The sequence below is a fragment of the Nocardioides sp. Z50_6 genome, assembly GCF_058215755.1.
This window is the reverse complement of record NZ_JBZAJB010000001.1, coordinates 89,810-102,169: the sequence shown is the minus strand read 5'-3', so window position 1 is coordinate 102,169 and position 12,360 is coordinate 89,810. Positions and strand designations below refer to the sequence as shown.

Sequence of the window (12,360 nt, the reverse complement as noted above, 5' to 3'; positions counted from 1 at the left end):
TGCCGGGGCCGTCGTCCCGGCGCCCGGACCCGGTGCCCGCCTTCGGTTGGAACGTTCAAGGGGTAGGCTCGAGGTGTGCGTAGAGCAAAGATCGTCTGCACCCTCGGCCCGGCCGTGGGCACCCCCGAGAAGATCCTCGACCTGGTCGAGGCCGGGATGGACGTCGCCCGGCTCAACATGAGTCACGGCTCCTACGAGGACCACGCCCGCATGTACCGGATGGTGCGCGAGGCCAGTGACGCGACCGGTCGCGGGGTCGGCATCTTCGCCGACCTGCAGGGGCCCAAGATCCGGCTCGAGCGCTTCCGGGACGGCCCGGTGGAGCTGGAGGCGGGCCAGGCCTGGACCATCACCACCCGCGACGTCCCCGGTGACGCGGTCGCCTGCGGGACGACCTACAAGGGGCTGCCCGGAGACGTGGCGGCCGGCGACCCGATCCTGATCGACGACGGCAAGGTGCGCCTGCAGGTGACCGGCGTCGACGGCGCCGACGTGCACACCCGGGTGCTGGTCCCCGGCCGGGTCTCCGACCACAAGGGGATCAACCTGCCCGGCGTCGCCGTCTCGGTGCCCGCGCTCTCCGGCAAGGACGTCCAGGACCTCCGGTGGGCCCTGCGCCAGGGCGTCGACTTCGTCGCGCTCAGCTTCGTGCGCTCCGCCTCCGACGTCAACGACGTGCGGGCGGTGATGCTGGAGGAGGGCTTCAGCGTCCCGGTGATCGCCAAGATCGAGAAGCCCCAGGCGATCGACAACATGGAGTCGATCATCGACGCCTTCGACGGACTCATGGTGGCCCGCGGCGACCTCGGCGTGGAGTGCCCGCTCGAGGACGTCCCCCTGATGCAGAAGGCCCTGGTCGAGCTGGCCCGGCGCCACGCCAAGCCGGTGATCGTCGCGACCCAGATGCTGGAGTCGATGATCGGCGCCCCCGCGCCCACCCGCGCGGAGGCCTCCGACGTGGCCAACGCGGTCCTGGACGGCGCCGACGCGGTCATGCTGTCGGGGGAGACGAGCGTCGGCCAGTATCCGCTGGAGGCGGTCCGCACCATGGCCCGCATCATCGAGTCGACCGAGGACCACGGCCTGGCGCGGATGGCGGGCGTGGCCTGGGCCCCCCGGACCCGGGGCGGCATCATCGCCAAGGCGGCCGCCGAGGTGGCCGACCGGATCGGCGCCCGCTACCTGGTCGCCTTCACCCAGAGCGGCGACTCGGCGCGACGGCTCGCCCGCTACCGCGGAGCCATCCCGGTCCTCGCCTTCACACCCCTGGCCAGCACCCGCTCCCGGCTGTCGATGACCTGGGGCGTGGAGACCTTCAAGACCTCCGACGTGGAGCACACAGACGAGATGGTGCGCCAGGTCGACGAGGCCCTGCTGGCGATCGGTCGCGTCCAGGAGGGCGAGCAGGTCGTCATCATCGGCGGCAGCCCGCCCGGGATCGCCGGGTCGACCAACGCCCTGCGGATCCACCGGATGGGCGACGCGATCCACGGGAAGGCGCCGGCCTACCGCCGGCTCGGCGAGCGCTGAGTGCCCCGGGTGGGATTCGAACCCACACTGGACGGTGTTTGAGACCGCTTCCTCTGCCGGTTGGGATACCGGGGCCTGGCCAGGCGACACCGTACCCGAACCGTATCGGCGCCCCCGGACACGGGCCGGGCCGATACCCTCTGCTGCGTGAACGCGAGCGAGCCCCGATCCGCCCCCCGTGTCGTCATCGCCGAGGACGAGGCGCTGATCCGCATGGACCTGGCCGAGATGCTCACCGAGGAGGGCTACCAGGTCGTCGGCCAGGCCGGTGACGGGCAGCGGGCGATCGAGCTCGCCGAGGAGCTGCGCCCCGACCTGGTCATCCTCGACGTCAGGATGCCGGTGCTCGACGGGATCGCCGCCGCGGAGCGGATCGCCACCCAGCGCATCTGCCCCGTGGTGATCCTGACCGCCTTCTCCCAGCGCGACCTCGTGGAGCGCGCCCGCGACGCGGGCGCGATGGCCTACCTGGTCAAGCCGTTCAGCAAGTCCGACCTGGTGCCGGCGATCGAGATGGCGGTCAGCCGCTTCGCGGAGGTCCGCAGCCTGGAGGCCGAGATCGGGGACCTGACCGAGCGGCTGGCCACCCGTAAGGCGATGGACCGGGCCAAGGGGGTCCTCCAGTCCGAGCTGGGCATCAGCGAGCCCGAGGCGTTCCGCTGGATCCAGAAGACCGCGATGGACCTGCGTCTCTCGATGCGGCAGGTGGCCGACGGGGTGATCACCCACGGCCCCGGCATCGCCGGTCAGTCCTGACCTGTCCTGACCTGACCTGGCCTGACCTGGCCCGACCGGGCCTGAGCGGGTGACCCGCGCCGTGCCTGGCCGGGTGAGCCGCGACGCCTGACGAGCACGACGGTTGAAAAAGGTCACCGTTTGGCATCACTCGCGGCCATGGTCCGGCCGATCCTCCCCAATGTGGCGCGTCACACCTACACTTCCGTGTGCGTCCGCGACGGGGCGTGCTGATGGGAGGCCTCGAGTGAAGGTTCGCCAAGATTCGCCCCAGGTGTCGCCACGAGCCGCCGGCAGCCTCCGGCTGCTGCTGGTCATGCTCGTGGCGGGGATCGCCTGGTCGCTGGTGCCACCGGCCCAGGCGGTGATGACGCTGTGCATGCCGAGCGAGACCACCGGCTGCCTGGGCGGCACCCTGCGCACCGAGGAGGGCGTGGTCCCCGACGTTGACGTCAAGGTGACCAGCCCGTCGGGTGAGGAGACGGTTCTCACCACCAACGACCAGGGCAAGTGGAACCTCACGGTCGAGGAGGAGGGTCCGTGGACCCTCCAGGTCGACCCCGAGACGCTCCCCGACGGCGTGGGCACCACCGGCGAGGAGGTCGTCACCGTCCAGGCCCGGTTCGGGGCCACCATCCCCGGCCTCATCCCGGTCCGCACCGAGAACTTCAGCTCCGAGCGGAGCTTCACCGAGTACCTCGCCCAGAGCGCCGTCAACGGCCTGCGGCTGGGGCTGCTGCTCGCGCTGGCGGCGGTGGGGCTCTCCCTGATCTACGGGACCACGCGGCTCTCCAGCTTCTCCCACGCCGAGCAGGTGACCCTGGGCGGCATGGTCGCCTACGGCCTGGTCAACGTGGTCGGGCTCAACCTCTGGATCGGCGGGGCCCTGACCGTGCTGATCTGCGCCGCCACCGGCTGGACCCAGGACCGCATCATGTGGCAGCCCCTGCGACGCCGCGGGCTCGGCCTCACCCAGATGATGATCGTCACCATCGGTCTCTCGCTGGCCATGCAGTACTGCTTCCAGTACTTCGTGGGCGCCCGGACCGTCCGGGTGATCCAGGACAACCCCGAGGTCCTCGACATGGGCCCGATCACGCTCACCTACCAGTCGCTGGCCGCGATGGGCATCTCGGTCCTGGTCCTCGCCGGGGTGGGCTACGGCCTGCTCCGCACCCGGGTGGGCCGGGCGACCCGCGCCGTCTCCGACAACCCCGCCCTCGCGGCGGCCTCCGGGATCGACGTCGACAAGGTCATCCGGCTGGTCTGGGTGGTGGCCACCGGCCTGGCCGGGCTGTCGGGGATCATGTACGCCCTGGTCACCAACGGCATCAAGTGGGACTCCGGGATGCAGATCCTGCTCCTGCTCTTCGCCGCGGTGACCCTCGGCGGCCTCGGCACCGCCTTCGGCGCCCTCCTGGGGGCGCTCATCATCGGCATGGTCGTCGAGCTCGCCCCCGTCTTCGGGATGCCCGGCGACTTCAAGTACGCGACCGCGATGCTCATTCTCATCCTGCTCCTGCTGGTGCGGCCCCAGGGCCTGCTCGGCAAGGCTGAGCGGGTCGGGTAGGAAGGGAAACCCATGACCATGGATGCAGAGGCACGCACGCTCGCCGAGGCGCCGGCACAGGAGCCGAGCAAGCTCCGCCGCGGACTCGTGATCACCGCCGGGATGGTCGGCGGGCTCGTCGCGCTGTGGCTGGTGGGCCAGTTCGCCCCCGGCGACGTCGGCTCGATCGCCCGGGCCATGATGCGCGAGGCCATCTCGCCGCAGACCGCCGCGGTCGCCATCGCGGTGATCGGGCTCAACGTGCACTTCGGCTTCACCGGCCTGCTCAACATCGGCCAGGCCGGGTTCATGCTGCTGGGCGCCTACGGCTTCACCATCTCCATCAGGTACGACGTCCCCCTGGTGCCGGCGGTCCTGATCGGGCTGCTCTCGGCGGTGGTCTTCGCCCTGATCCTCGGCCTGCCGACCCTGAAGCTGCGCGGGGACTACCTCGCGATCGTGACCATCTCGGCCGCGGAGATCATCCGCTACGTCGGACGCTCCGCGCTGCTGACCGACTTCACCGGTGCCGCCCAGGGCATCCAGGGCAAGACGTACCGCGACCCCTTCACCGACCTCTCGTTCTTCGGCAGCGGGGAGGCCAGCATCGGCTTCCTCAACTACCAGATGACCGGCGTCAACGGGTGGTGGGTCAGGTTCGTGGCCTGGACCCTGGTCGGCCTGTGCGTGCTCGGCATCTTCCTGCTGGTGCGCAGCCCCTGGGGGCGTCTGCTGCGCGGCATCCGCGAGGACGAGATGGCCATCCTGAGCCTCGGCAAGAACGCCTTCGCGGTCAAGATGCAGGCGCTGGTCATCGGCGGCGTTCTCGGTGCCCTCGGCGGCATGGTCTACGTGCTGCCCTCGGCGGTGCAGCCCGACTCCATGGGTCGCGCCCTGACCTTCTTCGCGTGGACCGCCCTGCTGCTGGGCGGCGCGGCCACCATCTTCGGCCCGGTGCTCGGCTCGATCCTGTTCTTCACCGTCCGGATCTTCATCAAGGGGACCGCCGACGTGGTGGTGCCCAACTCGCTGATGAACAGCCAGCAGACCGAGCAGTTCTCCTGGATCGTGGTGGGCGTCGCGCTGATGCTGCTGGTGATCTTCAAACCACAAGGAATCCTCGGCGACAAGAGGGAGCTTCGGTTCAATGTCTGAGACGACGACCGGGACCGCCCGGTTCGACAGTGCCGACCCCGAGCAGCGCCGAGCGCTGATGGCGGGCGTCGCCGCGGAGCCCGGCTCCGCCAAGCCCGACCCGATCCTCAAGGTCGACAACATCGTGCGCACCTTCGGCGGCATGACCGCCGTCGACGTCGGCCACCTCGAGGTCCAGCGCGGGGTGATCACCGCCCTGATCGGTCCCAACGGAGCCGGCAAGACCACCTTCTTCAACCTGATCACCGGCTTCGACAAGCCCACCTCGGCGCGCAGCGGTGCCCACTGGTCCTTCGACGGCGCCAAGCTCGACAAGACGTCGCCGGCCAACGTGGCCCGCGCCGGCATGGTCCGCACCTTCCAGCTGACCAAGGCGCTCAACCGGATGACGGTGCTCGACAACATGATGCTGGGCGCCACCGGACAGGCGGGGGAGAACCTGCTGAAGTCCTGGCTCTCGCCGCTGTGGCGGGCCCAGGAGCGGGAGATCGAGGCCAAGGCCAAGGACCTCCTCCAGCGCTTCAAGCTTCTGGAGAAGAAGGACGACTACGCCGGCAGCCTCTCCGGCGGTCAGCGCAAGCTGCTCGAGATGGCGCGGGCGCTGATGACGGACCCGAAGATGATCATGCTCGACGAGCCGATGGCCGGGGTGAACCCGGCTCTGACCCAGTCGCTCCTGGGCCACATCCAGAGCCTGCGCGACGAGGGGATGACCGTCCTGTTCGTCGAGCACGACATGCACATGGTCCGGCACATCTCCGACTGGGTGGTCGTGATGGCCGAGGGCCGGATCGTGGCCGAGGGAGCCGCGGGCGAGGTGATGAGCAACCCGGCCGTCATCGACGCCTACCTGGGTGCCCACCACGACACCGACCTGGGCGACGACTCGTTGCTCACCGACGAGACCATGGAACAGCTCGCCGAAGAGGCGCAGGACGAGGAGCCCGCCGAGCCCCACCCGGCCGGCACGACGGAGGAGAGCCGATGAGCCAGCTCACGGACGGGTCCGTGCCCGTCATCGAGGCGCAGGACATCGTCGCCGGCTACCTGCCGGGCGTCAACATCCTCAACGGGTGCAGCCTCACCGCCTACCCGGGCGAGATGATCGGCATCATCGGGCCCAACGGCGCCGGCAAGTCGACGCTGCTCAAGGCGATCTTCGGCCTGGTCAACGTGCACGAGGGGACGGTCCGCCTGCACGGCGAGGACATCACGAACGCGCGGACCAACAAGCTGGTGGAGATGGGGGTGGGCTTCGTCCCGCAGACCAACAACGTCTTCCCCAGCCTCTCCATCGAGGAGAACCTGCGGATGGGGCTCTTCCTGCGGCCGAAGAAGGTCAGCGAGCGGCTGGCCGCCATGTGGGACCTCTTCCCGGTGCTCCACGACCGGCGCAACCAGAGTGCCGGCGCGCTCTCCGGTGGTGAGCGCCAGTCCCTGGCCATGGCCCGGGCCCTGATGATGGAGCCCTCGGTGCTGCTGCTCGACGAGCCGTCGGCCGGGCTCTCGCCGGTGCGCCAGGACGAGACCTTCCTGCGCACCCGGATGATCAACAAGACCGGGGTCTGCGTGGTGATGGTGGAGCAGAACGCGCGCCGCTGCCTGCAGATCTGCGACCGCGGCTACGTCCTCGACCAGGGCCGCGACGCCCACACGGGCTCGGGCCGCGAGCTGGCCAACGACCCCAGGGTGATCGAGCTCTACCTCGGCACGCTCGCAGCCGACGTGGAGACCAAGGGCACCGAGACCCAGGCCCCCGCCTGACGGCTCCGCCGGGCGAGGGCGACCTCCGCCCGGCCCACACGGATCAGCACCCGGAACAGCGCACGAAGAAGGCCCCGGACCTCTCGGTCCGGGGCCTTCCGCGTGCGCGGTGGTGCAGGTCAGATCTTGCCCTCGACCGTGCCCGAGCGCTCGTTCTTGTTGTTGCCGTCGAAGGTGTAGATGCCGACGTAGGCAGAGGACGGGTCGTTGTCCTCGTTGATCGGGCCGATGCCGGAGGGACCGACGTAGCGGATCTCCTCACCCGCCTCGATCAGCTCCACGCAGTCGGCGTAGGAGGTGCACTCCTCGCCGTCGGTGGCACCGGAGACGGCCGCCAGGTTCTTCTGGACGGTCGTCGACTTGGTGTCGCCGCCCTTGACCGCGGCCAGCGCGGCCAGGATCACGGCGTCGTAGGACTCCTGCCCGTAGGCGAAGTCGTTGAGGGTCTCGTTCTCGGCCTGCTCGTACCAGGCGATCAGCTTGTCGCCGAAGTCCTCGGCGACCTCACCACCGGGGATCGTGCCCTGCGCGCCCTCAAGCGTGCCGGCCTCGAAGTCCTTCGTGTAGTCGGCGGTGTTGCCGTCGGTGAAGTAGGTCTTCGGCATGTCCCAGCCCTGCGAGGCGAGCTCGGGCACGATGGCCTTCGTCTCGTCGAAGGCGAGGACCACGATCGCGTCCGGCGAGGAGTTGAGCGCGGCGGTCACCTCGGCCGAGAAGGTGGTCTGGCCGGCCGGGAACTCGTCCCCGTCGCCCTTGCCGCCGTAGACGACCTCGCCACCGGCCTCGGTGAAGGTCTTCTCGACCGCGTTGCGCAGCCCGGTGCCGTAGGTGTCGTTGAAGACAAGGAAGGCCAGTCGCTGGTGGCCGTCCTGGGCGATCAGGTTGCCCAGCGCGTTGCCCTGGATGGTGTCCGGGGGAGCGGTGCGGAAGTAGAAGTCCGAGTAGCCGCTGAGGTCGAGCGCCGTGTTGGCCGGGGAGATCTGGACGATCTTGTTGTCGGTGAGGGTGTCCACGAAGTTGAGGGACACGCTCGACGACGCCGCGCCGATGACGACCGAGGGCTTGCCCGAGACCATGTTCTGGGCGGCCGCGGTGGAGATCGACATGTCGGTGGAGTCGCCGGAGTCCTCGATGGTGTGGCAGGCGTCCGCGCCGCCGACGCCACCGGCCGCGTTGATGTCGGAGACGGCGAGGCCGACGCCCGAGATCTCCGGGGGGCCGAGGTAGGCCAGGTTGCCGGTCAGGGGCAGGATGCCGCCGACCTTGAAGGTGTCGGCGCTGGTGACGTCGCCGCTGCACTCGTCGTTGGTGAAAGTCATCTCGGCGGCCTCGGCCGACGGGGAGTCGCTGGCCTCGTTGCCGGACTCAGACTCATCGGTGTCGCCACCGCAGGCGGTGAGCGCGAGGGACAGCGTGGCAGCGCCCGCCATCACCTTCAGCCAGGAGGCTGTCGTGGATCGATTCACGTCGTGAACCTTTCTTTCAGGAGTTGTCTTCCACCGGCGCCCTTTCCAGACAGGGTGGGCTCAGCCCTGTCAAGGTAGGGCTGAGAGACCCCGACGAGCCCCGCCCGTCCCGGGTCGTTGCCGATTCGTTACCCATGTGCCCGGCATCCGGACCCGGGCAGTGGAATGCGCGGATCTCCGGACACCTCCTCCTCCACCGGTCCGAACCGCCCCTGCCGGAGTGCAGGCGGAGCCGCTATCGTGTTCACCCGGCGCGTGCGGGGGGCAAGAGCGTGGCCGGGTCCTGGCTGTCGGAGGTTGACCATGGTGCGAGCCAGCGTGACGATGCGACCCGCCACGCCCGACGACGCGGAGGCGCTGGTCGAGCTGTGGGGCGACGCGCTGCGTCGGGGTTCGCAGGAGCAGCAGGCCGACGACGTCGCGCGCATCCTGGGGACGGCGGCCGCCCCCTCCTCCGGGGTCCGGGTGCTGGTGGCCGAGGTCGACGGCCGGACCGCCGGCGCGGTCTACCTCCAGGTGAGCACGATCTCCCCGGTCAACCGCGAGCCGGTGGTGCACGTCGTCGCCCCTCACGTGCATCCCGACCACCGCCGGCGAGGCGTCGGCACCGCCCTGATGGAGGCCGCCGTGGCCTTCGCCGAGGAGCGCCACGTCCCGTTGCTCGGCGCGGCCGCCATCTCGGGGTCCCGCGAGGCCAACCGCTTCTTCGCGAGGCTCTCGTTGGGCGCGAGCGCGACCCTGCGCATGGCGACCACCCAGAGCGTGCGCCACCGGCTGGTGGCCCTGCGCCCCGAGCGGGCGGGGCAGCAGGGCAGCCGTCACCTCGACCGGGTCCTCGCGGCCCGGCGGAGCCGGCGGGGTGAGCGGGTCTCCTGACCCCCGCGGCCTCAGTCGGTGGGGCGGACTGCCGGGATCAGCGCGCAGGTGATCCGGGAGGTGCACAGCCGGCGTCCCTGGTCGTCGCTGATCACGATCTCGTAGGCGGTGCTGGTCCGCCCGCGGTGGATGGCGGTGGCCACGCCGGTCACCAGTCCCGAGGTGGCCGAGCGGTGGTGGGTGGCGTTGATGTCGACGCCCACCGGGATGCGGTCGGGGTGGGCGTGGACGGCGGAGGCCATGGAGCCCAGCGACTCCGCGAGCACCACCGACGCACCTCCGTGGAGCAGGCCGAAGGGCTGGGTGTTGCCCTCCACGGGCATCGTCGCGACGGCCCGCTCGGCGGAGAGCTCGAGAACCTTGATCCCCATCTTGTCGCCGAGCGCTCCGTTGTGCTCGGACATCAGGGCGACGAGGTCGTCGAGGGGGGTGTCGTGGTCGGGGGTGCTCCGCTGCTCGCTCATGGCCCCATTCTGGGGGACGCGGCCCCGTCGCCGTCGGCGGATAGGGTCAGGACGTGACCGCGACACCCTCCCGCCCCCGCCTGCTCCTGCTCGACGGCCATTCCCTGGCCTACCGCGCCTTCTTCGCGCTGCCGGTGGAGAACTTCTCCACGACGACCGGTCAGCCGACCAACGCCGTCTACGGCTTCACCTCGATGCTGATCAACGTGCTGCGCGACGAGGAGCCCACCCACGTCGGGGTGGCCTTCGACCGGTCCCGGCAGACCTTCCGGCTCGAGGAGTACGCCGAGTACAAGGCCAAGCGCAACAAGACCCCCGACGAGTTCAAGAGCCAGCTGCCGCTGATCCAGGAGGTGCTGGACGCCCTGCACGTCCCCCACCTGTCCGTCGAGGGCTACGAGGCGGACGACATCATCGCCACCCTCGCCACCCAGGCGGTCGCCCAGGGCATGGAGGTGCTGATCCTCACCGGGGACCGCGACTCCCTCCAGCTGGTGGGGGAGACCTCCACCGTGCTCTACCCGATGCGCGGGGTCTCCGAGCTGGCCCGGATGACCCCGGAGGCCGTCGAGGCGAAGTACAACGTCCCCCCGCATCGCTACCCCGAGCTCGCGGCGCTGGTCGGCGAGGATTCCGACAACCTCCCGGGCATCCCCGGGGTGGGGCCCAAGACCGCGGCCAAGTGGATCAACGAGTACGACGGTCTGGACAACGTGATCGCCCATGCCGACAAGGTGAAGGGCAAGGCCGGGGAGAACCTGCGTCTCCACCTGGGCGACGTGATCCGCAACCGCCGGCTCAACGCGCTGGTGCGCGACCTGGAGCTCTCGCTGAGCCCCGACGACCTGCTCCGGCAGCCGTGGGACAGGCAGGAGGTGCACACCCTCTTCGACGGGCTGGAGTTCCGCGTCCTGCGCGAGCGTCTCTTCGAGTCCCTCACCTCCGAGGAGGACGTGGAGGAGGCCGGCTTCGAGCTGAGCGGCGTGGTGCTGGCCACCGACGAGGTCGCGGGGTGGCTCGCCGAGCACGCCACCTCGACGATCGGGCTGCACGTGCGCGGCGCCTGGGGCTCGGGCACCGGGCACGTCGAGGCGCTCGCGCTCTCCACCGCGTCCGGCGAGGCCGCCTACCTGGACGTCTCCACCCTCTCGCCCGCCGACGACCAGGCCCTGGCCGCGTGGCTCTGTGACGAGGACCGGCCCAAGGTGATGCACGACGCCAAGGGGCCGATGCTGGCGCTGGCCGCCCACGGCTGGTCCCTGGGCGGGCTGCGCAGCGACACCGCCCTGGCCGCCTACCTGGTCCGCCCCGACCAGCGCTCCTACGACCTCGCCGACCTCACCATGCGCTACCTGCGCCGCGAGCTCCGCGAGGAGGTGGAGGACGGGCAGGCCCTCCTCTTCGACCAGGACGAGGCGGTGGCCGACGTCGCGATGCTGCGGGCCCGCGCCGTGGTGGAGCTGGCCGCGGCCCTGGAGGACGCCGTGGAGGAGCACGGCGGGACCCGCCTGCTGGCCGACGTCGAGCTCCCGCTCGTCCACATCCTGGCCGGGATGGAGCAGACCGGGATCGCGGTCGACCTCGAGCACCTCCAGGGCCTGGAGGAGGAGTTCGGCGACGAGGTCCGCCGGGCGGCCGAGGAGGCGTTCTCGGTCATCGGCAAGGAGATCAACCTCGGCTCGCCCAAGCAGCTGCAGGTCGTCCTCTTCGACGAGCTCGGGATGCCCAAGACCAAGCGGACCAAGACCGGCTACACGACCGACGCCGACGCCCTCCAGCAGCTCTTCGTCAAGACCGAGCACCCGTTCCTGCTGGCCCTGCTGCGGCACCGCGACGTGAGCCGCCTGCGCCAGACGGTCGAGGGCCTGCTCAAGACGGTGGCACCCGACGGACGCATCCACACCACGTTCAACCAGATCATCGCGGCGACCGGCCGGCTCTCCAGCACCGACCCCAACCTCCAGAACATCCCGGTGCGCACCGAGGAGGGCCGCCGGATCCGTGCCGGCTTCGTCGTGGGGTCGGGCTACCAGACCCTGATGACGGCCGACTACAGCCAGATCGAGATGCGGATCATGGCGCACCTCTCCGAGGACGAGCTCCTCATCGAGGCCTTCCGCTCCGGGCGCGACTTCCACTCCATCACCGCTTCGCGCGTCTTCGGGGTCGACGCCGAGGCGGTGACCGGCGAGATGCGCGCCAAGATCAAGGCGATGAACTACGGCCTGGCCTACGGGCTCTCGGCCTACGGGCTGAGCCAGCAGCTCAAGATCGAGCCGTCCGAGGCGCGGGTCCTGATGGACGACTACTTCGAGACCTTCGGGGGAGTGCGGGACTACCTCGGCGGCATCGTCGACGAGGCGCGGCGGTGCGGGTTCACCGAGACGATCATGGGGCGTCGGCGCTACCTGCCCGACCTGACCAGCGACAACCGCCAGCGCCGCGAGATGGCGGAGCGGATGGCCCTCAACGCCCCGATCCAGGGCTCCGCGGCCGACCTGGTCAAGGTGGCCATGCACGGGGTCCACGGCGAGATGGCTCGTCAGGGACTCCGCTCCCGGATGCTCCTCCAGGTCCACGACGAGCTCGTCTTCGAGGTGGCCGAGGGCGAGCTGGAGGCCCTCGAGACGCTGGTCCGCGACCAGATGGGGCGCGCCGCGGACCTGACCGTGCCCCTCGACGTCTCCGTCGGCACCGGTCGCAGCTGGCACGACGCGGCGCACTAGGACGACGCGGCGCACCAGGACGACGCGGCGCACCAGGACGAAGGTGCGCCGGCCGGCGGCTGCGGCCAGCCCGGCCGGCCCCCCAGCAGGCCTCG

10 protein-coding genes and 1 tRNA gene are annotated in these 12,360 nt (G+C 70.4%); 8 read left to right on the top strand and 3 right to left on the bottom strand.

Annotation, left to right across the window (positions count from 1 at the left end):
- The first annotated feature begins 75 nt into the window (after positions 1 to 75).
- Positions 76 to 1,530, top strand: coding sequence for a pyruvate kinase (gene pyk / locus AC4BGE_RS00460; RefSeq protein ID WP_490570060.1), 1,455 nt, complete (start codon positions 76 to 78; stop codon positions 1,528 to 1,530).
- 1 nt (position 1,531) lies between these two features.
- Here the strand turns inward: pyk and AC4BGE_RS00455 are convergent.
- Positions 1,532 to 1,605 (bottom strand) — tRNA-Leu (locus tag AC4BGE_RS00455).
- A gap of 72 nt (positions 1,606 to 1,677) precedes the next feature.
- On the opposite strand from AC4BGE_RS00455, the gene AC4BGE_RS00450 reads away from it, so the two are divergent.
- From AC4BGE_RS00450 to AC4BGE_RS00430, 5 genes are all read left to right on the top strand, one after another.
- Positions 1,678 to 2,286 (top strand): ANTAR domain-containing response regulator, encoded by a 609-nt coding sequence (locus AC4BGE_RS00450; RefSeq protein ID WP_490574023.1) that lies wholly within the window; start codon positions 1,678 to 1,680, stop codon positions 2,284 to 2,286.
- A gap of 253 nt (positions 2,287 to 2,539) precedes the next feature.
- Complete coding sequence (locus AC4BGE_RS00445; RefSeq protein ID WP_490574022.1) at positions 2,540 to 3,835, top strand: branched-chain amino acid ABC transporter permease; 1,296 nt, start codon at positions 2,540 to 2,542, stop codon at positions 3,833 to 3,835.
- Positions 3,836 to 3,847: 12 nt separating this feature from the next.
- Positions 3,848 to 4,969, top strand: coding sequence for a branched-chain amino acid ABC transporter permease (locus AC4BGE_RS00440; protein ID WP_490570063.1), 1,122 nt, complete (start codon positions 3,848 to 3,850; stop codon positions 4,967 to 4,969).
- The gene (locus AC4BGE_RS00435; protein WP_490570064.1) at positions 4,962 to 5,957 is read left to right on the top strand and encodes an ABC transporter ATP-binding protein; all 996 of its coding nucleotides are present in this window, start codon (positions 4,962 to 4,964) and stop codon (positions 5,955 to 5,957) included. The genes AC4BGE_RS00440 and AC4BGE_RS00435 overlap by 8 nt, the downstream gene beginning before the upstream one ends.
- Positions 5,954 to 6,733 carry an ABC transporter ATP-binding protein gene (locus AC4BGE_RS00430; RefSeq protein WP_490570065.1) on the top strand — a complete coding sequence of 260 codons (780 nt, stop codon included), beginning with the start codon at positions 5,954 to 5,956 and terminating at the stop codon, positions 6,731 to 6,733. The genes AC4BGE_RS00435 and AC4BGE_RS00430 overlap by 4 nt, the downstream gene beginning before the upstream one ends.
- 119 nt (positions 6,734 to 6,852) lie before the next feature.
- Here the strand turns inward: AC4BGE_RS00430 and AC4BGE_RS00425 are convergent, their stop codons facing one another.
- Entirely contained in the window at positions 6,853 to 8,199 is a 1,347-nt protein-coding gene (locus tag AC4BGE_RS00425; protein WP_490574021.1) for an ABC transporter substrate-binding protein, read from the bottom strand.
- 303 nt (positions 8,200 to 8,502) lie between these two features.
- Between AC4BGE_RS00425 and AC4BGE_RS00420 the strand changes: the two genes are divergently transcribed.
- Positions 8,503 to 9,075: a GNAT family N-acetyltransferase gene (locus tag AC4BGE_RS00420; RefSeq protein ID WP_490574020.1), complete on the top strand. Its 573-nt coding sequence runs from the start codon at positions 8,503 to 8,505 to the stop codon at positions 9,073 to 9,075.
- 11 nt (positions 9,076 to 9,086) lie between these two features.
- Here AC4BGE_RS00420 and AC4BGE_RS00415 read toward each other — a convergent pair whose 3' ends face one another.
- Positions 9,087 to 9,539 (bottom strand): hotdog fold thioesterase, encoded by a 453-nt coding sequence (locus tag AC4BGE_RS00415; protein ID WP_490570067.1) that lies wholly within the window; start codon positions 9,537 to 9,539, stop codon positions 9,087 to 9,089.
- 53 nt (positions 9,540 to 9,592) lie between these two features.
- On the opposite strand from AC4BGE_RS00415, the gene polA reads away from it, so the two are divergent.
- Positions 9,593 to 12,265, top strand: a complete 2,673-nt coding sequence (polA, locus tag AC4BGE_RS00410; protein ID WP_490574019.1) for a DNA polymerase I — start codon at positions 9,593 to 9,595, stop codon at positions 12,263 to 12,265.
- Positions 12,266 to 12,360: the final 95 nt, after the last annotated feature.

Excerpts from the sequence above, each read along its gene's own strand:
- AC4BGE_RS00440 (WP_490570063.1), top strand. The coding sequence starts at position 3,848 with ATGACCATGGATGCAGAGGCACGCACGCTCGCCGAGGCGCCGGCACAG.
- AC4BGE_RS00435 (WP_490570064.1), top strand. The coding sequence starts at position 4,962 with ATGTCTGAGACGACGACCGGGACCGCCCGGTTCGACAGTGCCGACCCC.
- AC4BGE_RS00420 (WP_490574020.1), top strand. The coding sequence starts at position 8,503 with ATGGTGCGAGCCAGCGTGACGATGCGACCCGCCACGCCCGACGACGCG.
- AC4BGE_RS00415 (WP_490570067.1), bottom strand. The coding sequence starts at position 9,539 with ATGAGCGAGCAGCGGAGCACCCCCGACCACGACACCCCCCTCGACGAC.
- AC4BGE_RS00430 (WP_490570065.1), top strand. The coding sequence starts at position 5,954 with ATGAGCCAGCTCACGGACGGGTCCGTGCCCGTCATCGAGGCGCAGGAC.